This is a genomic window from Myroides sp. C1519, assembly GCF_038039755.1.
In the GTDB taxonomy this organism is placed as follows: domain Bacteria; phylum Bacteroidota; class Bacteroidia; order Flavobacteriales; family Flavobacteriaceae; genus Flavobacterium; species Flavobacterium phaeum_A.
This window is the reverse complement of the sequence record NZ_JBBPHM010000014.1, coordinates 62,408-88,632: the sequence shown is the minus strand read 5'-3', so window position 1 is coordinate 88,632 and position 26,225 is coordinate 62,408. Positions and strand designations below refer to the sequence as shown.

General features: G+C 33.9%; 22 protein-coding genes. All 22 read left to right on the top strand.

Going from position 1 to position 26,225, the window contains the following annotated elements:
* Positions 1–4 precede the first annotated feature (4 nt).
* Entirely contained in the window at positions 5–526 is a 522-nt protein-coding gene (locus AABL81_RS09420) for a DUF3341 domain-containing protein (RefSeq protein WP_090405540.1), read from the top strand.
* Positions 527–533: 7 nt separating this feature from the next.
* The gene (locus AABL81_RS09415; protein ID WP_341340887.1) at positions 534–1,082 is read left to right on the top strand and encodes a c-type cytochrome; all 549 of its coding nucleotides are present in this window, start codon (positions 534–536) and stop codon (positions 1,080–1,082) included.
* A 31-nt stretch (positions 1,083–1,113) separates the two neighbouring features.
* Positions 1,114–2,427: a quinol:cytochrome C oxidoreductase gene (locus AABL81_RS09410; protein WP_341340886.1), complete on the top strand. Its 1,314-nt coding sequence runs from the start codon at positions 1,114–1,116 to the stop codon at positions 2,425–2,427.
* Between the two features lie 17 nt (positions 2,428–2,444).
* Positions 2,445–3,608: a cytochrome c oxidase subunit II gene (locus tag AABL81_RS09405; RefSeq protein ID WP_341340885.1), complete on the top strand. Its 1,164-nt coding sequence runs from the start codon at positions 2,445–2,447 to the stop codon at positions 3,606–3,608.
* A gap of 27 nt (positions 3,609–3,635) precedes the next feature.
* Positions 3,636–5,435 carry a cytochrome c oxidase subunit I gene (locus AABL81_RS09400; RefSeq protein WP_341340884.1) on the top strand — a complete coding sequence of 600 codons (1,800 nt, stop codon included), beginning with the start codon at positions 3,636–3,638 and terminating at the stop codon, positions 5,433–5,435.
* Positions 5,436–5,529: 94 nt separating this feature from the next.
* Positions 5,530–6,558: a Holliday junction branch migration DNA helicase RuvB gene (ruvB, locus tag AABL81_RS09395; RefSeq protein WP_341340883.1), complete on the top strand. Its 1,029-nt coding sequence runs from the start codon at positions 5,530–5,532 to the stop codon at positions 6,556–6,558.
* 9 nt (positions 6,559–6,567) lie between these two features.
* On the top strand, positions 6,568–7,494 hold the full coding sequence (gene queG, locus AABL81_RS09390; RefSeq protein ID WP_341340882.1) for a tRNA epoxyqueuosine(34) reductase QueG: 927 nt from the start codon (positions 6,568–6,570) through the stop codon (positions 7,492–7,494).
* Positions 7,495–7,557: 63 nt separating this feature from the next.
* Positions 7,558–9,837 carry an NADP-dependent malic enzyme gene (locus AABL81_RS09385; RefSeq protein ID WP_341340881.1) on the top strand — a complete coding sequence of 760 codons (2,280 nt, stop codon included), beginning with the start codon at positions 7,558–7,560 and terminating at the stop codon, positions 9,835–9,837.
* Between the two features lie 91 nt (positions 9,838–9,928).
* Positions 9,929–10,510: a Holliday junction branch migration protein RuvA gene (gene ruvA, locus AABL81_RS09380; RefSeq protein ID WP_341340880.1), complete on the top strand. Its 582-nt coding sequence runs from the start codon at positions 9,929–9,931 to the stop codon at positions 10,508–10,510.
* Between the two features lie 3 nt (positions 10,511–10,513).
* Positions 10,514–17,935 (top strand): T9SS outer membrane translocon Sov/SprA, encoded by a 7,422-nt coding sequence (gene sov / locus AABL81_RS09375; protein WP_341340879.1) that lies wholly within the window; start codon positions 10,514–10,516, stop codon positions 17,933–17,935.
* Between the two features lie 57 nt (positions 17,936–17,992).
* Positions 17,993–18,373: a glycine cleavage system protein GcvH gene (gene gcvH, locus AABL81_RS09370; RefSeq protein ID WP_158210114.1), complete on the top strand. Its 381-nt coding sequence runs from the start codon at positions 17,993–17,995 to the stop codon at positions 18,371–18,373.
* A complete protein-coding gene (locus AABL81_RS09365) occupies positions 18,363–18,743 on the top strand; it encodes a VanZ family protein (RefSeq protein ID WP_158210115.1) in 381 nt (126 codons plus the stop codon). The genes gcvH and AABL81_RS09365 overlap by 11 nt, the downstream gene beginning before the upstream one ends.
* A 53-nt stretch (positions 18,744–18,796) precedes the next feature.
* A complete protein-coding gene (deoC, locus tag AABL81_RS09360) occupies positions 18,797–19,543 on the top strand; it encodes a deoxyribose-phosphate aldolase (RefSeq protein WP_158210116.1) in 747 nt (248 codons plus the stop codon).
* A 92-nt stretch (positions 19,544–19,635) separates the two neighbouring features.
* The gene (gene cyoE / locus AABL81_RS09355; RefSeq protein WP_158210117.1) at positions 19,636–20,550 is read left to right on the top strand and encodes a heme o synthase; all 915 of its coding nucleotides are present in this window, start codon (positions 19,636–19,638) and stop codon (positions 20,548–20,550) included.
* A gap of 8 nt (positions 20,551–20,558) precedes the next feature.
* Positions 20,559–21,140: a cytochrome c oxidase subunit 3 gene (locus tag AABL81_RS09350; RefSeq protein ID WP_090405496.1), complete on the top strand. Its 582-nt coding sequence runs from the start codon at positions 20,559–20,561 to the stop codon at positions 21,138–21,140.
* Positions 21,141–21,184: 44 nt separating this feature from the next.
* The gene (locus AABL81_RS09345; RefSeq protein ID WP_158210118.1) at positions 21,185–22,165 is read left to right on the top strand and encodes a cytochrome c oxidase subunit 3; all 981 of its coding nucleotides are present in this window, start codon (positions 21,185–21,187) and stop codon (positions 22,163–22,165) included.
* Between the two features lie 18 nt (positions 22,166–22,183).
* A complete protein-coding gene (locus AABL81_RS09340) occupies positions 22,184–22,540 on the top strand; it encodes a cytochrome C oxidase subunit IV family protein (protein ID WP_158210119.1) in 357 nt (118 codons plus the stop codon).
* 77 nt (positions 22,541–22,617) lie between these two features.
* Positions 22,618–23,274 (top strand): hypothetical protein, encoded by a 657-nt coding sequence (locus tag AABL81_RS09335; protein ID WP_341340878.1) that lies wholly within the window; start codon positions 22,618–22,620, stop codon positions 23,272–23,274.
* A gap of 1 nt (position 23,275) precedes the next feature.
* On the top strand, positions 23,276–23,899 hold the full coding sequence (locus tag AABL81_RS09330) for an SCO family protein (protein WP_158210120.1): 624 nt from the start codon (positions 23,276–23,278) through the stop codon (positions 23,897–23,899).
* A gap of 1 nt (position 23,900) precedes the next feature.
* Positions 23,901–24,446 carry a DUF420 domain-containing protein gene (locus AABL81_RS09325; protein WP_158210121.1) on the top strand — a complete coding sequence of 182 codons (546 nt, stop codon included), beginning with the start codon at positions 23,901–23,903 and terminating at the stop codon, positions 24,444–24,446.
* An 18-nt stretch (positions 24,447–24,464) separates the two neighbouring features.
* Positions 24,465–24,692: a hypothetical protein gene (locus AABL81_RS09320; RefSeq protein WP_158210122.1), complete on the top strand. Its 228-nt coding sequence runs from the start codon at positions 24,465–24,467 to the stop codon at positions 24,690–24,692.
* Between the two features lie 95 nt (positions 24,693–24,787).
* Positions 24,788–26,224: a TolC family protein gene (locus tag AABL81_RS09315; RefSeq protein ID WP_341340877.1), complete on the top strand. Its 1,437-nt coding sequence runs from the start codon at positions 24,788–24,790 to the stop codon at positions 26,222–26,224.
* The last annotated feature ends 1 nt before the right edge of the window (position 26,225 follow it).

The window sequence follows — 26,225 nt, the reverse complement described above, 5'->3', positions numbered from 1 at the left end:
CATTATGAGTAACAAAGTAATTCACGTATTATACAATGATGATGATGTATTGTTAGATGCAGTAAAAGAAACAAGATCTGCTCATCATCATATTGAGGAAATATACACTCCATTCCCAGTACACGGTCTTGATAAGGCTATGGGATTAAAGCCAACAAGACTTGCAATTTGTGCATTCTTGTATGGTTTGGTAGGTTTGTCTTTTGGTACTTTCATGATGTATTTTATTATGATTGTTGACTGGCCTCAAGATATTGGAGGTAAACCAAGTTTTAGCTTCATCCAAAATATGCCAGCTTTCGTTCCAATTATGTTCGAGATGACAGTTTTATTTGCAGCTCACTTAATGGTTCTTACTTTCTTCATGAGAAGTAAATTATGGCCTTTCAAAAAAGCTGAGAATCCAGATGTTAGAACTACAGATGATCACTTTTTAATGGAGGTAGCTTTAAATGGCGACGAAGAGTCTGCTATTGAGTTCTTCAAAAAAACTGGAGCAGTTGAAGTAAAAGTAATTGAAAAGTAATTGTAGAATGAAAACGATATATAAAATTGTAGCTTTAGTAGGAGTATCAGTTTTGACTACTTCTTGTTTTAATAAAGAGCGTCCTAACTATCAGTTTATGCCTAATATGTACGAATCAGTTGCATACGAAACATATTCTGAAGTTCCAACTACAGTATTTAAAAACGGTAAAGAAGGACAGATTCCTGCAGAAGGATCTGTACCTCGTGGATTTCAACCTGAGGAGTATGCAAATACTCCAGAAGGTTTAGATAGCGCAAAAGCTAACTTGAAATCACCATTATCTGTTGAGGAGAAAGACTCAGAGAAAGGTAAAGAATTGTATACAATTTACTGCTCTGTTTGTCACGGTGCAAAAGGAGATGGAAAAGGTAATTTGGTAAAAAGAGAGAAATTCTTGGGAGTTCCTAACTATAAAGATAGAGAGCTAACAGAAGGAGGTATTTACCATGTAATTACTTATGGTTTGAATTCAATGGGATCTCATGCTAATCAATTAAATCAACACGAGCGTTGGTTAGTTACAGATTACGTTTTAAAATTGAAATCAGAATAATAAATTGTAAAACTTATTTGAAAGTTTAGATATGTACACATTTTCAAAAAACTTGAAGACTTTTGCAATCGTTCTTATGGTCTTAGGACTTGTAGGGATTGCATATGGATTCTTCAGTGCACCAAAGACTACTGCTGAAGTAGAGCAGATCTTAACTGAGCAAGCGCATCACGATGGTGGTGCGAGTCACGTTTCTGGACACGATTCTTCGGTTTCAGATGCAGATCATGAAGCTCATCAACAGCATTTAGAGCACGTTTTGACTCAAATGCAAAACAAACCTTGGACAGCTTTGTACGTAGCATGTATTTTTGTTATGTTAGTGTCTGTAGGTATTTTAGCGTTCCACGCTATTAATTACGCTGCAAGTGCAGGATGGTCTCCTGTTCTATTCAGAGTAATGGAAGGTTTATCAGCTTATGTATTACCTGGTTCTATAATCTTCTTCGTTATTTTGTTATTATCTGTATTTAATTTTAACCATTTATTTATTTGGGCAGATCCTAACATTGTAGCACACGATACAGTTATCCAAGGTAAGACAGGATATTTAAACGTTCCTTTCTTTATCATAAGAGCTGTTGTTTACTTAGCAGGATGGAATATTTATAGAATCTATGCTCGTAAACAATCATTAGCTTTAGACGCAACAGGAGACTTAGTATTCCACAAAAAGATGTTTAAAGCATCTGCTGGATTCTTAGCTTTCTTCATCGTAACTGAGTCTATGGCATCTTGGGATTGGATTATGTCAATTGACACACACTGGTATAGTACATTATTTGGATGGTATGTATTCGCAAGTTTCTTTGTAACTGCTATTACAACTATCGCATTTGTAACTTTATACTTAAAAAACAAAGGATATTTAGAATTTGTTAATACTTCTCACATTCACGATTTAGCTAAATTTATGTTTGGATTAAGTATTTTCTGGACTTATCTTTGGTTCTCTCAATTTATGTTACAATGGTACTCTAATATTCCAGAGGAAGTAACTTACTTCATCTTCAGAATTCAAGAGTATAACTTACCATTCTTCGGAATGTTGTTATTGAACTTTGTATTGCCATTAGTGTTATTAATCAATACAGATTTCAAACGTTTAACTTGGATTGTAGTTATGGCTGGTACGTGTATCATCATTGGTCACTATGTTGACTTCTTTATGATGATTTCTCCAGGTACAGTAGGAGGATCTTGGTTTATCGGTGTTCCTGAAATTGCTGCATTAATGTTCTTCATTGGATTATTTATCTATGTTGGATTTACAGCTCTTACAAAAGCACCATTGTTAGCTAAGAACAATCCTTTGATTGAAGAGAGTAAACATTTTCACTATTAATATCTAAAAATAAACAAATGACAAGTTTATTAATATTAGCTGTAGTTGTGTTATTGGGTATTGCTATTTGGCAATTGACTAAGATCTTTGATTTAACTCAAGTTGGTTCTGGTCCTAATGACACAAATGCGGAAATCGCAAATGAGAAAGACAATAACATCAACGGTTATTTAACTTTCGCTTTCTTAGGATTTATCTACATTTTTACTATTTTTTGTTTAGTAGAGTATGGTAGCTTTCCTTTGATGAGTAACCCTGCTTCAGAGCACGGTACACAAGTTGACAACTTGATGTGGATTTCAATGGGATTAATCTTCATCGTTCAAATTTTTACACAATTTTTATTACACTACTTTGCATTCCAAGGTCGTGGAGTAAAAGGTAGAAAAGCTAAGTATTTTTCAGATAATGACAAATTAGAGGCTATTTGGACTATTATCCCAGTTATCACATTATCAGGTTTAATCCTTTACGGATTATTTGCTTGGAATGACATTATGTTTGTTGATGAGGAAGAAGACGTTTTAATTGTTGAAGTTTATGCTAAACAATTTGGATGGGATGTTCGTTACTCAGGACAAGATAATACGTTAGGAAAAGCAAACGTTCGTTTTATCGAGGGAATCAATGTAGTTGGAGTTGATATGTCAGATCCAAATGCTAATGACGATAAAATGGCAAAAGAATTACACTTACCATTAGGAAAGAAAGTTGTATTGAAATTCCGTTCACAAGACGTTCTTCACTCTGCTTACTTCCCTCACTTTAGAGCACAGATGAACTGTGTTCCTGGGATGGTAACTCAGTTCGCATTTACTCCAACTGTGACAACAGAAGAGATGAGAACTCGTGAGGAAATTGTTAAGAAAGTAAATAATATTAACAATATTAGAGCTGATAGAAGTCAAGATTTAATCGCTAAAGGTGAAGAGGCTTTAGATCCATATTCATTTGATTACTTATTATTATGTAACAAAATTTGTGGAGCATCTCACTATAATATGCAAATGAAGGTAGTTGTTGAAACTCCTGAAGAATTTGAATCTTGGTTAAAAGAACTTCCTACATTAGGAAATCAAGTTGCTGAAGAGAAAAAATCTAAAGAAGTTCCTGCTGCACCTGCAGTAGAGGAAGCTGAAGTAGAAGTTGATTCTGAAGCTATCGCTCAAGTAGTAAAATAAAACTCACGTATTAAAATCAATTTAACTATGTCAGCAGAAGGACACGAAATTATTAATGATCACGATCTTCATGATCATCATGATAAAGGAAACTTCTTTACTAAATATGTATTTAGTTTAGACCATAAAATGATTGCCAAACAATACCTTATTACAGGTATTGTTATGGGAATCATAGGGATTGTGATGTCTCTTTTATTTAGAATGCAAATCGCTTGGCCAGAAGAATCTTTTACAGTATTCAAATGGTTATTAGGTGATAAAATGGCTCCTGATGGAGTAATGAAGAATGACGCGTACTTAGCATTAGTAACAATGCACGGTACGATTATGGTATTCTTCGTATTAACAGCAGGTTTAAGTGGTACGTTCTCGAACTTACTTATTCCATTGCAAATTGGAGCACGCGATATGGCTTCAGGATTCTTGAATATGCTTTCTTACTGGTTATTCTTTATTTCTGCAGTAATTATGATTTTATCATTATTCGTAGAAGGAGGACCAGCATCTTCTGGATGGACAGTTTATCCTCCATTAAGTGCTTTACCACAAGCGATTCCTGGATCAGGTATGGGGATGACTTTATGGTTAATCTCAATGGCAATCTTTATTGCATCTTCTTTAATGGGATCTTTAAACTATGTTGCTACTGTAATTAACTTAAGAACAAAAGGAATGTCTATGACAAGATTACCTTTGACAGTATGGGCTTTATTTACTACAGCTATCATCGGTATCGTTTCTTTCCCTGTATTATTATCAGCTGCTTTATTATTATTATTCGATAGAAGCTTTGGAACATCATTCTTCTTATCTGATATTTATTTAGCAGGAGAAGTATTACATTACCAAGGAGGTTCTCCAGTATTGTATGAACACTTATTCTGGTTCTTAGGTCACCCTGAGGTTTACATCGTAATCTTACCAGCAATGGGTATTACTTCTGAAGTTATTGCATGTAACGCTCGTAAACCAATTTTTGGTTACCGTGCGATGATTGCTTCAATTTTAGGTATTGCTTTCTTATCAACAATCGTTTGGGGTCACCACATGTTCGTATCGGGAATGAATCCATTCTTAGGATCTGTGTTTACTTTCACAACATTGTTAATTGCAATTCCATCAGCTGTAAAAGCGTTTAACTATATCACTACAATTTGGAGTGGTAATATCCAAATGAACCCATCTATGCTTTTCTGTATAGGTTTCGTTTCAACTTTCATTACAGGAGGTTTAACAGGGATTATTTTAGGAGATTCAACATTAGATATCAACGTTCACGATACATATTTCGTTATTGCTCACTTCCACTTAGTAATGGGTATTTCTGCTCTTTACGGAATGTTTGCTGGTATCTACCACTGGTTCCCTAAATTATTTGGAAGAATGATGAACAAAAACTTAGGTTACATCCACTTCTGGGTAACTGCAGTTTGTGCTTACGGAGTTTTCTTCCCAATGCACTTCATCGGATTAGCTGGATTACCTCGTCGTTACTACTCAAACACTGCTTTCCCATTGTTTGATGAGTTCTACGATGTGAACGTGTTAATTACTGTGTTCGCTTTAGTAGGTGCTGCTTTCCAATTAGTGTTCTTATGGAACTTCTTCTATAGTATTTTCTATGGTAAGAAAGCTACTCAGAACCCTTGGAGAAGTAACTCTTTAGAATGGACTACACCAGTAGAACATATTCACGGTAACTGGCCAGGTGAATTACCAGTTGTTTACAGATGGCCTTATGACTACAGTAAACCAGGTTTACCTGAAGACTTTGCTCCTCAAAATATGCCTTTCGTTGAAGGTGAAGAGCAATTACATCACTAAGAAATAGCTTGTCTATTATATATAAAAAAGGTCATCCTAATCGGATGGCCTTTTTTGTTTTTAAGAGATTGATAATTTAATTTATCTTTGCGATATGAATGAGAATTTGAACCCTACTAATAAACACTTTTCTCCGGAAGAGAATGATATAGAAAAAAAGTTAAGACCACTGTCATTTGATGATTTTGCTGGTCAAGCTTCTGTTTTGGAAAATTTAAAGATTTTTGTTGAAGCAGCTAATCAACGTGGCGAAGCCTTAGATCATACTTTGTTTCACGGACCTCCCGGTTTAGGAAAAACAACATTGGCTAATATTTTAGCGAATGAATTAGATGTAGGGATTAAAATTACATCAGGTCCTGTATTGGATAAACCTGGTGATTTGGCAGGGTTACTTACTAATCTTGAAGAGAGAGATGTGTTGTTTATTGATGAGATTCACCGCTTAAGTCCAATTGTAGAGGAGTATTTATATTCTGCAATGGAAGATTTTAAGATTGATATAATGATTGAATCAGGACCTAATGCAAGGTCAGTTCAAATTCATTTGAATCCATTTACATTAGTAGGAGCTACAACTCGCTCAGGGTTACTGACAGCACCAATGCGTGCTCGTTTCGGTATTCAAAGTAGATTACAATACTACAACAAAGAATTACTTGCCACTATTATAGAAAGAAGTGCTTCTATTTTAGGAGTTCCTATTGATTTAGAGGCAGCAATTGAAATAGCAGGTAGAAGTAGAGGTACGCCTCGTATTGCCAACGCCTTGTTGAGACGTGTACGTGACTTTGCACAAATTAAAGGTAATGGAACAATTGATGTTGCAATCTCGCAATATGCCTTGAATGCTTTAAATGTAGATTCATTTGGATTGGATGAGATGGACAACAAAATCCTTTTAACCATTATTGATAAATTTAAAGGAGGACCAGTTGGTTTGTCAACTTTAGCAACTGCTGTGTCAGAAAATGGAGAAACTATTGAAGAAGTTTATGAACCTTATTTGATTCAAGAAGGTTTTATTGTGCGTACACCAAGAGGTAGAGAGGTTACTGATAAGGCTTATGAACATTTAGGAAGAAAGAGAGTTTCTCGTCAAGGTGGACTTTTTGACGAATAGAAATACGGTATGATTGAAAATAAGAGCAAACACGCTTCATTGATTAAAGCTGAAGCTCTGCGGTTAGGTTTTATGTCTTGTGGAATTTCCAAAGCTGAATTTTTGGAAGTAGAAGCTCCTCGTTTAGAACGTTGGTTAAATAATCAAATGCACGGTCAAATGAGTTATATGGAGAATCATTTTGACAAGCGTTTAGATCCTCGTTTACTTGTTGAAGGTGCTAAAAGTGTTGTTTCGCTTACTTTGAATTATTATCCAGAAGAAACACAGATAGAAGATTCGTATAAGATTTCCAAGTATGCTTATGGAGAAGACTATCATTATGTCATTAAAGACAAGTTAAAGGAGTTACTCTATTTTATCCAAAGTGAAATAGGTGATGTAGATGGACGTGTTTTTGTTGATTCAGCACCTGTTTTAGACAAGGCTTGGGCGGCAAAAAGCGGTTTAGGTTGGGTTGGGAAAAACAACAATTTGATCAATCGTAAGAATGGATCTTTCTTTTTTATAGCTGAGTTAATCATAGATTTAGATTTAGAAACTGATGGACCAACAACGGATCATTGTGGAACGTGTACCAAATGCATAGACGCTTGTCCAACCAAAGCGATTGAGAGTCCATATATCGTTAATGGTAGTAAATGTATTTCGTATTTAACCATAGAATTGAGAGATGATATTCCATCTGAATTTGCTAACAAATTGGATGATTGGATGTTCGGTTGTGATGTTTGTCAGGACATTTGTCCTTGGAATCGATTTGCAAAGCCTCATAGTGAGCCTCGTTTTATTCCCAATAATGAGTTAATGCACTTAGAAAAAAGGGAATGGCGTGAATTGACAAAAGAGACATTCAATGAAATTTTTAAGAAATCTGCAATAAAGAGGACTAAATACGATGGTTTATTGCGAAATATACAATTTTTAGCCGACTGAATTACTTAATTTTGATTATTAGGCAAAAATGCTACCTTTGTTTATCATGTTAAATGAAAATTTATGAACAAAGATAGTTTACGCAAAGAAGCATTAAAGTACCACGCGGAACCTGTACCTGGTAAGATTCAGGTAGTTCCGACAAAAAAGTACTCTTCTCAGAGAGATTTAGCATTAGCATATTCACCTGGAGTTGCTGAGCCATGTTTAGAAATTGCAAAGGATGTAAACAATGTTTACAAGTATACAGCTAAAGGAAATTTAGTAGCAGTTATCTCAAATGGTACTGCAGTATTAGGACTTGGTGATATCGGACCTGAGGCTTCAAAACCAGTAATGGAAGGTAAAGGTTTATTATTTAAAATTTTTGCAGATATAGATGTTTTCGATATTGAAGTTGACACTACTGATGTTGAAAAATTTATAGAGACAGTTAAAAATATTGCTCCTACTTTTGGAGGGATCAATTTAGAAGATATAAAAGCGCCAGAATCTTTTGAGATTGAAAGACGTTTAAAAGAGGAATTGAATATTCCTGTGATGCACGATGACCAACACGGTACGGCTATTATTTCAGCTGCAGCATTAATTAATGCGGCAGAGTTAGCAGGTAAAAAACTTGAAGAAGTTAAAATGGTTGTGTCAGGTGCAGGATCTGCAGCAATCGCTTGTGCTAAGCTTTATGTAGCATTTGGTGTTAAGCAAGAGAATATCAAAATGTTTAACAGTAAAGGTGTTTTAAAGAAAAATGATGAGCGTATTTCTGATTTGCAACGCGAGTTTGCAATTGATGGAGATATATCACTAACAGACGCGTTGAAAGGTGCTGATGTATTTATCGGATTATCTACGGCAGATGTTTTAAAACCAGAGATGCTTTTAGGAATGAGTGAGAATCCAATTGTATTTGCAATGGCTAATCCGAAACCTGAAATTGATTATAATCTTGCAGTGGCAACACGTAAAGATGTTATTATGGCAACAGGTAGATCTGACTATCCTAACCAAGTTAATAACGTTTTAGGGTTCCCATATATTTTCCGTGGTGCTTTAGATGTTAGAGCAACGAAAATTAACGAAGAAATGAAAATGGCAGCTGTAGTAGCATTAGCTAAATTAGCAAAAGAGCCAGTTCCAGAACAAGTTAATATAGCATACGGAGAAACAAAGTTTACTTTCGGTCGAGAGTATATTATTCCAAAACCATTTGATCCACGTTTAATTTCTGTTGTTCCACCAGCGGTAGCAAAAGCAGCTATTGAAACAGGTGTAGCAGATGCTGTTATTACAGATTGGGACAAGTATAAATCAGAGTTAGAAGTACGTATGGGTAGCGATAATAAGCTTGTAAGAATGCTTATTAACCGTGCAAAAGTAGAGCCTAAACGCGTAGTTTATGCTGAAGCAGACCATTTAGATGTTTTAAAGGCAGCACAAATTGCTTACGAAGAAGGAATTGCAATTCCGATTCTTTTAGGAGATAAGGAAACGATTCTTGATTTAAAGAGAAGTATTGAGTTTACTGCTGATTTAGAAATTATAGATCCAAAATCAGAAGAACAAAAAGAAAGACGTGAAGCATTTGCTAAAGCATATTGGTCAACAAGACAACGCAAAGGAATTACATTGTATGATGCTACTAAATTGATGGTAGAACGTAATTATTTTGCAGCAATGTTAGTTAATCAAGGAGAAGCAGACGCTTTGTTAACAGGTTTCTCTCGAAATTACCCTACTGTTGTAAAACCAATTTTAGAGTTAATACCAAAAGCAGCAGGAGTTACTAAAGTAGCTACTACAAACTTGATGATGACTAAAAGAGGACCTATGTTCTTAGCAGATACAGCTATTAATCCAGATCCTTCAGCAGAAGATTTAGCAAAAATTGCTGTTATGACTGAGAAAACAGTTCGTATGTTTGGTATGGAACCTGTAATCGCTATGTTATCACACGCTAACTTTGGATCAGCTGCAAATGCATCACCAGCAAAAATGAAAGAAGCAGTACGCATCTTACACGAACAGCATCCTGATATGGTAGTTGATGGAGAGATTCAAATGGATTTTGCATTGAACAAAGAAATGTTGAAAGCGAAGTTCCCATTCTCAAAATTAGTTGGTAAAACAGTTAACACACTTGTGTTCCCTAATTTAGATTCAGCAAACATTACTTATAAAATGTTGAAAGAGCTAAATAAATCAACATCAATAGGACCAATTATCTTAGGGTTAGACAAAGCAGCTCACGTATTCCAATTAGGAGCAAGTGTTGATGAAATGGTAAATATGACTGCTGTAGCAGTAGTAGATGCCCAAGTTCGTGGTAATAGAAAAAAGAAATAAGAAACTGTCTTTACGATTAGTTTAACACTCGTGCTGAATGTTACTAAATAGTTAATAATTATTTGCTATTTTTGAAGTAAAATTAGACGAGATGATTGCACATATTCAAGGAAGATTAGTTGAAAAGACACCCACTGAAGTGGTGATTGATTGCGGGGGAGTTGGATATCTTATCCATATTTCCCTGCATACTTTTTCGCAAATTGGTTCCTCTGAAAACTTAAAATTATATACTTACCTACAAATTAAAGAAGATGGGCACACTCTTTTTGGTTTTAGTGATAAAATTGAAAGAGAGTTATTTAAACTTTTAATATCTGTTTCAGGTATTGGGGGTAACACAGCTCGAAATATGCTATCTTCAGTTTCCCCAAAGGAATTATTACAAGCTATTGCATCAGCAGATGTTAAGACAATCCAATCCGTAAAAGGAATTGGAGCAAAAACTGCACAACGTGTAATTTTAGATCTTCAAGAAAAAGTTCTAAAATTATATAATATTGATGAAGTTTCACCAGTTATTAACAATACTAATAAGGATGAAGCGTTATCTGCTTTAGAAGTACTTGGCTTTATACGTAAGTCAGCAGAGAAAGTGGTGGATAAGATTATTAAGCAAACACCAGATGCTTCAGTAGAGTCTATCATTAAGCAAGCTTTAAAAAACTTATAAATCTTGAAAGGGATAATTCCTAATATTAAACTATACCTATTTTGGGTATTCTTACTACTTTGTGGTTTGCAGAGTAGCTATGGACAAGAATTACCTGAACAGGTTGTAGATTCACTACAAACAAAATACGATGTTGGTAAAATAGTAATTCCTGATCCTCAGATGATCAAGGAAGGATATACCTATGATCCTTATACGGATATGTATTATTTTACGAAAACATTTGATGGGTTTAATGTGAATTATCCATTGATATTAACACGTAAAGAATTCGAAGAAATGATTATGCGTGCTGAAATGCGTAAGTATTTTCAGCAACGTTTTAATGCGATGCACGGTCGTTTAGATGATGATGATCCAGCTTTACGCGATATGTTGCCACGTTATTATGTAAACTCTAAGCTGTTTGCAGGGATTTTTGGATCAAACACTATTGATGTTAAACCTTCTGGTTCAGTAGAGTTTGATATGGGAGTTCGTTTTAGTAAACAAGATAATCCAATATTATCACCACGTAATCGCAAGAATATGACTTTTGATTTTGATCAAAGGATTAGTATGGGGTTACAAGGAATGGTAGGTACTCGTTTAGCGGTTAATATTAATTACGATACACAAGCTACATTCGATTTTCAAAATATGATGAAGTTGGCATTTGAGCCAGATGAAGATGATATTGTTAGATCAGTAGAAGTAGGTAATGTTAGTATGCCAATTAGTGGGTCATTGATACGTGGTGCACAAAGTTTATTTGGAGTTAAGACACAGCTTCAGTTTGGTAGAACAACAATTACTGGAGTATTCTCAGAGCAAAAATCAGAGACGACTTCTATGCGTGCAGAAGGAGGAGGAACACTTGAAGATTTCGAGTTATATGCATTAGATTACGATGAGGATAAGCACTTTTTCTTATCACAATACTTCCGAAATAATTACGACGAAGCATTAAAAAATTACCCTTACGTTAGAAGTAGGGTAAGAATTACACGTGTAGAAGTTTGGATTACAAATCGCTATAATAGTGTAAATCAAAATAATAATAATTCTCGAAATATTGTAGCCTTACAAGATTTAGGGGAAGGTCGCAATAAAGTAGGGAAGGAAGACAAGGATGTTGTTGGTATAGCTGATCCTGAAAATGGTTTCTTTGTTAATTTACAAAATAACGCCTTTCCGAATAACGCAAATAACCAGTTTGATCCAGGTAAAATAGGAAGTAATTATTTGACACCTGCAATTCGTACAAGTACTTCAGGAAGTTCTGCATTTACTATTTCAGTTCAAGAAGGAAAGGACTTTGTACGTTTAGAGAGTGCGAGAAAGTTAAATCCAAGCGAGTTTAATTTTCACCCTCAGTTAGGATATATTTCTTTACAACAACGTTTGTCAAATGATGAAGTATTAGCAGTTGCTTACCAATATTCTATAGGAGATCAAGTATATCAAGTTGGAGAATTTGGTACAGATTCTGGTATGACTACAGCAACGGAAGGTAATTTAAAGCCAGGAGATTCAAATTATTATCCTGGAAATGATGATGTTCCAAGATCACAAGCATTAATTCTAAAAATGCTTAAAAGTAATTTGACATTAGTAGGACAACCTGTTTGGAAATTGATGATGAAAAATATTTATCAGATTCCAAATGCGATGTATTTGTCTCAAGATAAGTTTCGTTTTAATATTTTATATACAGACCCGAGTCCATTAAACTACATTAGTTCAGTAACAGACCAACCGTTACCAGAAGGAGTTGAGCGTACTCCTCTTTTAAAAGTTTTTCATTTAGATCGATTAAATAATACAAACGACCCTCAAGCAGGAGGAGATGGTTTCTTTGACTTTGTACCCAATAAAGGAATGCAAGAAGTTTTTGATCCAAATAACCCAGGGGGTAGTACCAATAATAGTAATTATGGAAATGGAGGTTATGGAAATAATAACAACTATGGAAATAATAATAATTATGGCAATAACGGGTATGGGAATAATAACAATCAGTATAGTGGTAATGTATTTGAGGGGATAACGATTGACCCAACTAATGGGCGATTGATATTTACAACAGTAGAACCATTTGGAGAGCATTTATTTAAGCAGCTTGAAGATAATGTTGCCAATACTGATTACGATAATTCTGAGACTTACAATAAAAACCAGCAAAAGTATGTTTTTAGAGAGATGTACCGTACAAGTAAGACAGATGCGGAAAGACGTCAAAGTGAAAAGAATAAATTCCAATTAAAAGGAAAGTATTCAAGCCAAATGGGAGAGGGAATCCCAATTGGAGCGATGAATGTTGCACCGGGATCTGTAGTTGTGCAAGCAGCTGGACGCGTACTTGTAGAAGGCGTAGATTATACAGTTGATTACAGTAGAGGGCGTGTTATGATCTTAGACCAAGGATTATTAGCGTCAAATACGCCTATTGATGTTTCTGTAGAAAACAATACGATGTTTGGACAGCAAACCAAGCGTTTCTTTGGGTTAAATGTTGAGCATAAATTTAATAAAGACTTTATTGTAGGAGGTACGTTTTTACGTTTATCTGAAAGGCCTTTTACACATAAGTCAAATTATGGTGAAGAAGCAGTAAACAATACTATATGGGGCTTTAATGCACAATATTCGACAGAAGTGCCCTTTTTAACAAGGTTAGTAAACAAGTTGCCGAATATTGATACAGATGTAGAATCACGCGTATCTTTTAGAGGAGAGTTTGCTTATTTACAGCCTGGAACTTCAAAGCTTGATCAGATGAATGGTGAAGCTACATCTTACATAGATGATTTTGAAGCTACACAGTCAACGATTGATATAAAAGCACCAAGTGCTTGGAAGTTATCAAGTACACCTATTGGTTTCCATAGATTTACAGATTTCACCAATGCAGATAAGGTTGCACCTACAGCTTATTCTTTAGAAGACGGTTACAGACGTTCAAAGCTGTCTTGGTATATGATTGATCCAGTATTTTTTGTGGGCTCAAAACCAGATGGTGTGACTGAATATGATTTGTCTTCTATTCGTACAAGAAGAATTTATAGTGAAGAGTTATTTCCAAATAAAGATATTGCCTACGGAGAAAGTAGAGTTATTAATACCTTAGACTTGACGTATTATCCAGAAGAAAGAGGACCTTACAATTTTTATAGTGGATATACGAAAAATGCAAAATCTCCAACCCCTAAAAACAACTGGGGTGGTGTTATGCGTGGCTTAAGTACAACAAACTTTGAACAAGCAAATATTGAATTTGTTGAGTTTTGGGTAATGGATCCTTATGTTGGTAGGTCTGGAGCTGTAGCAACTACAAATACAGGGCAACTGCGTTTAAACTTAGGATTTATCTCTGAAGATATTTTAAGAGATGGTTATAAACAATATGAAAATGGATTGCCTGATACAGGAGCTAACTTAGTACATACTATAGAAACTATTTGGGGAAAAGTTCCAGCTGCACCTTCATTAATCTATGCTTTTGATACAAGTGCTGAAAATAGAAAACTTCAAGATGTAGGATTAGATGGTCTTAGTGATGAAGAAGAGAGAATAAAATTTGCTGAGTTTGCAAGTTTTGCAGATCCAGCTGCCGATAATTTTATCCACTATTTAGATGCTTCAGGAGGAATCTTACAGCGTTATAGAGATTATAATGGATTAGAAGGAAATAGCCCATCTTCAGGTGGAAGAGGAGGAAATAATCAACCAGATGCAGAAGATGTTGACGGAGATAATACGATGAATACAATTGATGCGTATTATGAATATACTGTTGATGTAAAACCAAACTTACAACCAGGAGAAGGGTATGTTACAGATGTTAGGACTACGATTGTTCCTTTGCCTGATGGACAAGAAACAGAAGTAAGATGGCTACAGTTTAAAATACCAGTAGATTCAAAAGATAAAAAAGAAATTGGAGCAATAAGCGATATGCGTTCAATACGTTTTATGCGTATGTATTTAACTGATTTTGAAAAAGATGTAACATTGCGTTTTGGAACATTAAACTTAGTTCGTTCAGATTGGAAAAAGTTTGATAGAAGTTTAATTGAAGAAACTAATGTAAGCGGGGGTAAAAACACAAAAATTGATGTTGCATCAGTTAATTTGACAGATAACTACGATAAAAAACCTATTCCTTATGTGTCCCCTCCAGGTGTTCGCAGAGAGCAGGTGTATATGAATAACACATTAATAAATCAGAATGAACAATCGTTACTATTAAAAGTTGAAAACTTAACGCATAGAGACGCAAGAGGGGTATATAAAAACTTTAATGTTGATATGCGTCAATATAAAAAACTGCGTATGTTCATACACGCAGAGTCTTTAAAAGAATCAGCTAAATTAGGAGATTATGATATGGCTGCATTCATCCGTATTGGTAGTGATTTGGTGGATAACTTCTATGAGATTGAAATACCATTAAAAGTTACTAATGGTGGAGAGGCAGATCCTGAGGCAATTTGGCCAAAAGAAAATGAATTAGAAGTTGAAATCGACTTATTAGCGAAATTAAAGTTGTTGAAGATGGCAGAATCAGGTAAACCTGGTTATGACGCGTCAAAGACTTTTTATGTAGATGAGTCGGAGTTAAACGGATCAGTCATAGACAAACCTAATAAACTTAAGTTAGGAATTAAAGGTAATCCAAACTTTGGAAAAGTTAGAGTGATGATGCTTGGTGTTAGAAATGTGATGAATGGCGCAGTTGGTGTTGTAACAGGTAAAGAGTTTTCAGGAGAGTTTTGGTTTGACGAGTTGCGTATGTCCGATATGGATAACAAAGGAGGATGGGCTGCAACAGCTACTATTGATGCTAATTTAGCTGACTTTGCAACTGTATCGATGACAGGTATGAAATCTACAATTGGTTTTGGAGGATTAGAACAAGGACCACAACAAAGAAGTCGAGAAGATAGAAAGTCATATAGCGTTGTAACTAATGTTAATTTAGGACAATTGCTACCTAAAACGTGGGGAGTAAACTTGCCATTTAATTATGCTATCAGTGAAGAGTTTATTACCCCTGAATATGATCCTAATAATCCTGATTTGAAATTAAGTTATATTAAATCAGGAGCGAAATCGTCTGCAGAAGCAGAAGAGGCAGAGAAAAGAGCAATTGATTATACGAAGAGAAAAAGTATTAATTTTATTGGTATAAGTAAAGAAAAGAATCCAGAGAAAAAGAGACATATTTACGATATTGAAAACCTAACATTATCTCATTCATACAATGAAGTGAAGCATCACGATTTTGAGATAGAATCAATGTTAGAACAACAAGCACGTACATCGTTAGATTATACTTATTCATTTGAAACAAAAAGTATTGAACCGTTTAAAAAAGTAAGTTTTTTAAGTGGTAATTATTGGCAATTAATTAGAGATTTTAATTTCAATTTTATGCCAAGTAATATTTCATTTACAAGTAATGTAATGCGTCAGTATAATAGACAAGAGTTTAGATTACTTGATGTAGAAGGGATAGGTTTAGATCCATTGTACAGACGTAATTATTTCTTCAACTATAATTTTGGTTTCAATTTTGATTTGACAAAATCTTTACGTTTAACTTATATAGGAGGTAGTAATAATATTGTAAGAAATTATTATGATGTAACGACTGGTCAAATTGACAATGATAATAGAATCTGGGATGATTATTTTAATATTGGAGAACCTAATCAGTTTTCTCAACAGTTTACATTAAACTATGAGTTACCACTAAATAAGATTCCGTTTTTGTCTTTTATTAGATCAAACTATGCATATACAGGAAACTTTAATTGGCAACGTGCTTCAGACGCTTATTCAAATATTCAACTTGATGACAGCGATGTGTTTTACAGTATAGGGAATACAATTCAAAACTCAAGAACACAAAGGTTAAATACGACTTTAGGAATGGAAACATTATATCGTTATTTAGGCTTAGTAAAGAGTGGTCAACGTAAAAAAGCCACTCCTTCAAAAGCTAAAAAAGCAGCGATTGTTCCAGGACAAAAAGTAGTACAAGCCAAGGATAATACTAAAAAGAATGTAAATGATGAACCAGGAGTAGGAACAGCAATAACAGATGCATTAATTGGAATAGTTACTTCTGTAAAAAACATTCAGATAAATTACTCTGAAAATAGTGGAACAATGTTACCTGGTTTTATGCCAAGTGTAGGGTTCTTTGGAACGTCAAAACCAAGCTTAGGATATGTTTTTGGTAGTCAGGCAGATATTAGATATGAGGCTGCAAAGAATGGATATTTGACTGAATTTCCTGAAATGAATCAACCGTATACTACAATTAGTAATAAAACATTAAACCTTACTGCATCAGTAAGTTTGTTGCCAGATTTAACAATTGATTTATTTGCAGAGCGTATGAAGTCTGATAATTACTCTGAGCAGTTTATTGTAGAAGATGGAGTTTATCACGGGCAAGCACCATATAGTTATGGAAATTTTAGTATTTCAACAATTATGATAGGAACATCATTCTCTAAAAGTGACTTAATGCAGTCACCTACATTTGATCGTATGTTAGAGAATAGATTGACCGTTGCAAATCGATTAGCGGCAGAAAGAGATCCAAATGCAACAGCCGTAGATCAAGATGGTTTTCCTATAGGATATGGAAAAGGTAGTCAAGCAGTTCTTTTACCTGCATTTTTAGCAGCTTATACAGGAGGGAATGCAGATAAGGTTTCAACAAGTTTGTTTAGAGATATGCCTTTGCCTAACTGGAATATTAAATATACTGGTTTTATGAAGATGAAGTGGTTTAAAGATAATTTTAGACGTTTCTCCGTTCACCACGGTTATCGCGCTTCTTATACATTAGGATCGTATAGCTTCAATCACGAGTATTACAAAGATCCGAATGCGTTAAATCAGTATGGTAATTATCCATCTAAAAATGTAGTAAATAGTGCAACGTTATATGAGCAGTTTAATCCACTTGTTCGTTTTGATTTAGAAACAAAATCAGCCGTAAAAGTTTTGTTAGAAATGAGAAAAGATCGTATGTTGTCTTTAAGTTTTGACAACAATTTACTGACAGAAACAAGAGGGAATGATTTTGTACTTGGGTTAGGTTATCGTGTAAAAGATGTAGGATTTAATTCTATGTATGCAAATAATGGAGCTGGAGGAAGAATATCGAGTGATATTAATATCAAGGCAGACTTAACATTGACTAAGCGAGAAACAATTGTTCGCTATTTAGACTATAATAATAGTCAAATGGGAGGAGGACAAAATATGTGGTCATTAAGAGTAGCGGCAGATTATATGTTGAGTAAAAATTTAACAGCAATCTTTTTCTACGATCACTCATTCTCAAAAGCAGTAATCTCAACTATGTATCCTATAACAAATATTAGAGCAGGATTTACAATGAGATATAATTTCGGAAATTAATGAGGATTGGTTCCTAATTATGTAATAATATTATACATTTGCTAAAAACTAAATAAAATGAATTTACCAGCTAATTTAAAGTACACAAAAGATCACGAGTGGGTAGCAATCGAAGGAGATGTAGCTACAATAGGAATTACTGATTTCGCTCAAAAAGAGTTAGGAGACATCGTTTATGTTGAAGTTGAGACATTAGACCAAACTTTAGACAGAGATGAAGTATTCGGAACTGTAGAAGCAGTAAAAACAGTTTCAGATTTGTTTTTACCATTGACAGGAGAGATTATCGAGTTCAATGAAGGATTAGAAACTGAGCCAGAGTTAGTAAATACTGACGCATATGGAGCAGGATGGATGATTAAGGTGAAAATTTCAGATATGAGTGAAGTAGACTCATTATTATCTGATGCACAATATAAAGAATTGATTGGAGCGTAAGATATTTTTTTGGGTAGGAATTATCTGGACAGTTTTAATATTTATGGGCTGTTTGTTAGATGGTAATACCGTATCCAAAGTGCCAAGTATGGAAATACCTAATAAGGATAAAATAGCACATTTTACCTTTTACTTTGTATTTTCCATAGTATGGTTTAATTATATTGTGAAAAGTAAGCCAAATTACTCGAAAATTAAGTTGACAATTTATATCTTTACTATAGCAAGTGCGACAGGGGGAGTTGTAGAAATATTACAGTATTTCTTTTCTCCAACAAGGAGTGCTGAATGGGGGGATGTATTTGCAAATTGTTTAGGAAGTTTATTTGGGTTGTTACTTTGTTTAACTCTTATCACTAAGAAGAAATAGAATTTCAAAATGACCCCAATTAGGGGTCATTTTTTTTTAAATATAAATAGATTATGCAAGATTTAAGAGAGTTTATGGATTCTACTTATTTAAAAACTGCGACACAAGCTGGTTTAAGTGAAGTAGATAATAGTAAAGTAGTGGCTGAGTTGATTCAAGAAGCTATTGATGAGAAATTTAAATTAGCAATGATTAGACCAGACCACGTTAAGTTAGGTCGTAAAATGGTTGATGAGGCTAATTCAAAAGTAGCAATAGGTACTGTAATCGATTTTCCAGAAGGTAATCGTGGACTTGAAGCTAAATTAGCTGAAGCAAATCAAGCAGTGAAAGACGGTGTAGATGAATTAGACTATGTAGTTGACTATACAGCTTTCAAAAAAGGAGAAGTTGATAAAGTTAAGAATGAAGTAGCTGAATGTACTGCATTAGGACTTAACGCTGGTAAATTAGTAAAATGGATTATTGAAACAGCTGCTTTGACAGATGTGGAGATTGTACAACTTACAGCATTAATTAAAAACGTTGTAATGTCTAAGTTTTCAGAGAAAGACTATGACAAAGTATTCGTAAAATCATCTACAGGTTTTTATAAAACAGAAGGAGGAAAACCAAATGGAGCAACAGTTCCAGCGATTGTTTTAATGCTTGAAAATGCAGGACCACTACCAGTAAAAGCATCTGGAGGAATTCGCGATAGAGAAGCTGCAATTGAAATGATTAAGTTAGGTGTTAAAAGACTTGGTACATCATCGGCAAAAACTATTGTTGAGGGGTCAGGAACTGTAGATAGTTACTAAAACCTTAAAAAAATATTATAATCAAAGCTGTTCTCTTTGTTATTAGGATTTGTTTTAAAAATTGGATTATATTTGCAAATCATTAAAAGTAAATGAAAACAGCTTTGAATTTATCTTCTGAAAAAAATATTTCTAATTCGTTATTGAAGGAATTTAAAGAAATGACAAAAATGGGGTTAGCCTTTAGTGTTGTCTTTTCTACAATAGCGGGTTATCTAATTGCAGTTCCTGATTTAAGCAGCATTAATTTTATAACACTTATTGCACTTGCGGTAGGTGGTTATTGTATGGTTGGTGCTTCCAATGTTTACAATCAAATAATTGAGAAGGAACTTGATGCAAAAATGAAGCGTACAATGAATCGTCCGATAGCTTCAGGACGAGTAAAACCTTCATCAGCATTTGTGTTAGCTACAGTGTTAACAATTTTAGGTATTGGTATTCTATATGCAATCAATCCTAAAACAGCTATGTTTGGCGCTATTTCAATCTTTTTATATACAAGTATTTATACACCGTTAAAGACTGTAACACCACTTTCTGTGTTTGTTGGAGCTTTTCCTGGTGCAATACCTTTTATGTTAGGTTGGGTTGCCGCTACGAATAACTTTGGAATAGAAGCAGGAACACTGTTTATGATTCAATTCTTTTGGCAATTCCCTCACTTTTGGGCAATCGGATGGTTTTTATATGACGATTATAAAAAAGGAGGTTTCTCAATGTTGCCAACAGGAAAAAAAGACACAAAGACATCTGTACAGATTATCTTGTATACAATATGGTTAATGATTGCGTCTGTTTTCCCAGCATTTGGTATGACAGGACGTTTGTACCTTACTCCAGTATCAGCAGTATTAGTTTTTATTGCAGGTTTATGGATGTTGTCAGCAGGAGTAAAATTGTACAAAAAGCGTACAGATAAAGCTGCGCGTTCACTAATGTTAGTAAGTGTTACATATATTTCGTTGATTCAAATAATATATGTTTTAGATAAATTTTTAAGATAATTAAAAACATGGATATTACAGCACAAGAGCAGTATGAAAAGAAGGGGAAAGCATTAAAAGTAATGATGCTTTTTGGAATTGGAAGTATAGCAATGGTATTCGCAGGATTGACAAGTGCGTACGTTGTTAGTAAGTCTCGTCCAGATTGGTTAACAGATTTTGTGTTGCCATCAGCCTTTTTATATAGTACAATAGCAATTTTTTTAAGTAGTATCACTTTTCACCTTGGATATAAGGCAATAAAGAGAGACGATAGAAATAAAACTACTACTTATCTAATTTCTACTTTGATATTAGGATTGTTATTCGTTTTTTTGCAGTTCAAAGGTTTTGGTGAAGTTATTTCCGCAGGATATTTCTTTACTGGAAGTGAAAGTACGATCACAACTTCGTTTTTATACGTAATTGTAATTGTACACATAGCCCATCTATCAGGTGGACTATTAGCATTATTGTATGTAATTTATAATCATTTTAAACAAAAGTATAATTCTCAGCAAAACATTGGAATTGAGTTATGTGCATGGTTTTGGCATTTCTTGGATTTGTTGTGGATTTATTTGTTTTTATTTTTTACATTCTATAAATAGAAAAATATAACTAAATTTGAGAACTTTATAACTAACAACTTTTTATGGGAGCGACAGTTACTACAGCAGCTACTAAAGAAACTACATGGGGCGGAGGAAATGAGCCTCTAAAGGTAAGCTATGGTAAAATGATGATGTGGTATTTCATATTATCAGATTCATTAACATTTTGTGGATTCCTGGTAGGATACGGGTTTACTCGTTACAAATTTCAAGATACTTGGCCTATTGCTGACGAAGTATTTAATCACTTTCCATTTTTACATGGTGTAGATGCACCGATGTATTATGTGGCATTGATGACTTTTATTTTGATTTTCTCTTCAGTTACTATGGTTTTAGCCGTAGATGCTGGACATCAAATGAAAAAGAATAAAGTGGCTACTTACATGTTCTTGACTATTGTAGGAGGATTAGTATTCTTAGGATCACAAGCGTGGGAATGGAAAAACTTTATTAATGGTTCTTACGGAGCTGTTGAAACAAGAGGAGGATCTATTTTACAATTCGTAGGAGAAGATGGAAAACAGATTGCTCTATCTGACTTTGCATTAGTTGATGCAAACAGAAATGAAGCTACATTGACAAGAGCGAACGCAACATGGTTCGTGAAAGGTCCAGAAGCAACAACTTATTCAATCGAAGAAGTTAAAGCAGGATTTGAGGCAAATCCAAATGTGAGAATTAGAACACAAAAAACTACTGATGAAAAACACAAAGAGATTCTTACAAGAGAAGAGTCTGTTACTCGTTTGAATGACGCAGTTTTAGTAGTTGAAGGAGCAAGTTTAATTCGTAATGAGTACGGACACAAAACGTTTGCTGATTTCTTCTTCTTTATTACAGGATTCCACGGATTCCACGTTTTCACAGGTATTTTAATTAATGTGGTAATCTTCTTTAACGTTTTAATGGGTACTTACCAAAAGAGAGGTAGCTATGAAATGGTTGAAAAAGGTGGATTATACTGGCACTTTGTTGACTTAGTGTGGGTATTTGTATTTACATTCTTTTATTTGGTTTAACTTTAAAATTCGAAAAAAATGGCAGCAGAAGCAGCACATCATTCAAATACAAAGAGAATCTGGATCGTTTTCGCAATTATGTCTGTGATTACTTTAGTAGAAGTAGTGTTAGGTATTTTTAAACCTGAATCATTACACCACGTTCATATCTTTGGATTAAGTTTATTAAACTATATCTTCATTATTTTAACTGTTGTTAAAGCTTACTACATTATGTGGGCATTCATGCACTTAGAGCAAGAAAAAGCGGCTTTTAGATGGTCAGTAGCGGGGATATTATCTTTCTTATGTGTTTACTTAATTACTTTAGTTTTGACAGAAGGAAACTATATTTTTGACGTATTCCATAATTCACAGTACAAGTGGATATTTTAATATCATATTATATATGAAAAAGGCGGTTTATTGACCGCCTTTTTTTATTTTTGTGAGTTACATAATAGCATTTAAAAATGAAAAAATACCTTATCTTAGTTTTGTTATTTATTATGCCTATTTGCGCTTATTTATTTTTTGCAACAGGTGTTAATCAGTTTGTACGTCTTCCCGTTATAACTGAAGGTGTAAATGAGTTGCCAATAGGAAAAACCTCATTGAATAAGCAACCAAAATTAGAAGGAAAGATAACAGTACTTGGTTTTCCTGGAGGACATCTTTTTAGAGATCGAGGAGACGCCTTTAATCTTAATCAAAAAATTTATAAAAGATATTTAGACTTTGAAGACTTTCAATTAGTGATGGTATTGCCATTAGGAAGTGAAGCTGAAGCTGAAAAGGTAGTTAATGAATTAAGCCCAATTTCAGATATGTCAAATTGGAATTATTTGTTTTTAAAACCAGAAGAAATTCAAGAGTTTTATAATTCACTTGGATTAGTTGGTAAACTTGATGATGACTTGGCAAGCTTGAATGTTTATATAATAGATAAAGATAAAAACCTTAGAGGTAGAAAAGGACCTAATAAATTAGGGGATTTCGAATATAAAGAAGGTTATTCTACTATTTCAGCTGCGGAGTTAAATAATGATATGATGGATGATGTGAAAGTAGTATTAGCAGAATACAGATTAGCATTGAAACAATATAAACGCATAAACAAAGGTGAATAATATGAAAGATAAGTCGTACATCTGGATATCATTTATTGTATTGATATTTGGTATATGGGCAGTGCCTAAAATTATTAAAAAGTTTGAAAAATCTGATTTACACGTTGTAGGTACAGCACCTAAGTTTGAATTAGTAGATCAAAATAATAAGACAATTAATAACGATAGTTATGAAGGGAAAGTTTACTTAGTTGAGTTTTTCTTTGCTAATTGTCCTACTATCTGTCCTATTATGAATATGAACATGCTTAAACTTCAAGATACTTTTTACGGGAATATGAAGTTTGGTATAGCATCAATTACTATTGACCCAACTCGTGATACAGTAGAAGCTTTGAAAGTTCACGCAGATGAATTAGGAGTTAAAAATCCTTATTGGCATATGATGACTGGAGATGCTACTTATATTTATGATTTAGCTAAAAAGTTTAATCTGTACACAGGAGTTAATCCGGATGCTCCAGGAGGATTTGAACATTCAGGTTTATTTGCTCTCGTAGATAAAAATGGGCAAATACGTTGTAGAATAGATGAACACGGTAACCCAATCATTTATTACGACGGAACTACTGATGAAGGAGTAGAATGGTTAAAACAAGATATTAAGTTATTGTTAGAAGAATAAAATGGAAAATAATACAAACGTAGAACAAAAGTTTAGTAAATGGATTTGGGTATTGTCTGTGGCAATCCCAGTAGTAGTAGCAATATTATTTGGAGTAAATCTTCAGAAGTTAGGGTACGATGTTAAGCCATTAACCTTTTTACCTCCAATTTATGCAACAATTAATGGTATAACAGCTGTATTACTTGTATTAGCAGTTCGTGCTATTAAAAAAGGTAATATGAAGTTACACGAGCTATTGATTAAAATCTGTATGGGTTGTTCTTTAGCTTTCTTAGCAATGTATGTAGCTTATCACATGACTTCAATTGAAACAAGTTATGGAGGAGAAGGGATAATTCGTTATGTTTATTTCTTTATTTTGATAACGCACATAATGCTGTCTATTATTATCATTCCTTTTGTACTATTTACTTTTGTACGAGGTATTTCAGGTTCATATCAAAGACATAAAAAATTAGCGCGTATTACATACCCAATGTGGTTATACGTTGCAGTTACTGGAGTAATTGTGTATTTAATGATTTCTCCGTATTATATACATTAATATCTAAAGCGATAAGCAATGAAAAAAATTGGTTGGATTCTTTTTATTTGCTTTTTGTCTTTACAAAATATACAAGCACAGTGTGCAATGTGTAGAGCGTCTCTTGAAACAGAAGAGGGAGGAGTAAAGGCTGAAGCAGTAAATGATGGAATCGTCTACTTGATGTTGTTTCCTTATCTTTTGGTAGGATTAGCTTTATTTTTCAGTTATAAAGTCTATAAAAGCAAAAAAGTTATAAAACAGTAATAAAAAACCGCTACTTATAGCGGTTTTTTTTATTACTTTATACAACAGTAACATAATGTTTGTTTTTTTGTCAATTCTGAAAAATAATTAGATTTATGATTAACCGATATAGAGTAATTGCAATTAGTTTTTTTATTTATTTATTGCCTCAATATATTTTAGCACAAGATAATTATTGGTCTTTACAAAAATGTATAGAGCACGCTATAGATAATAATATTAGGATTAAACAATCTAAACTTGATGAAGAAAGTGCTGTAATTAATAAGGCTATCGCTTTTGGTAATTTCTTGCCAGGCATCAATATGACGGGAAATCATTCGTGGACTATAGCTGATCAACCCAATCAAGTTACAAATTCTATTGAAAGTCAAACAATTCAAAGTAGCAGTTTCGGAGTTGGTGTCAATGTGGATATATACAATGGACTTCAGAATCAAAATTTGTTAGTCAAATCGCGTTTAGCACATTTAGCCTCACAATATAAACTTCAAAAAATGAAGGAGGATATCGCTTTGAATGTGATTAATTCATACTTGCAGATTATTTTTAACAAGGAATTAGTTCGTACAAATAAAGTACAACTTGAGTATGATGAAAGTCAATCTAAAAGAACAGAAGAGCTTGTAGATGCAGGTGTAGTTCCGGCGGGCGATTTGTTAGAGGCTAATGCAACTGTAGCTGTAGCTACACAAAGATTAATTGTTTCTCAGAACGAATTAGTAATGGCTCGGTTAAATTTAGCTCAGTTATTGCAAATAAATGATTACGAAGCTTTCGATGTTATTGATTCAGATTATGAAGTTGGAGAAAGTGCTGTGTTGATCTATACACCTGAGGAAATAAAGTCAAGAGCATTTGAGGTTTTAACAATTGTAAAGAATGCAGAAGCTGAAGTAGATATTGCTGAGCGAAATGTAAAAATTAGCAGAGGTGCTTATTTACCTCGATTAAGTGCTTTTTACAATTTGGGAACAAATATCAATTATCAAGATAGATTGGTAGGTGTAGAAAGTACTGGAACAAGCAGTACAATTGGGTATGTAGAAGGAACAAACCAACGTGTTTTACAACAAAATACAATGGGGGTGTTTGGCGGACCAGATTCCTTTTTTAGTCAGTTCGACAAAAATAAAACATCAAGTTTTGGACTAAGCCTTGCTGTTCCTGTTTTTCAAGGGTTCTCAGTTAGAAATAATGTAAAGTTGAGCAAGTTGAGATTGAAACAGATTGAGAATGAAAGAGAGGTTGTGATATTGAATTTAGAGCAATTAGTATTTAAGGCTTATACAGATACCCAAAGTGCATTGAAAACCTATGAAGCAAGTGTTGTAAGTTTAAAAGCAAGAACACAATCTTTAGAGTATGCAAAAGAGAGATATGCTGTGGGATTAATCAACGTTTTTGAACTCAATCAAAATCAAAACTTATTAGTTACAGCTCAATCGAATTTATTAAAATCCAAGTATGATTATATTTTTAAGACGAAGATATTAGAGTATTACTTTGGAATACCATTATTTAAAAATTAAG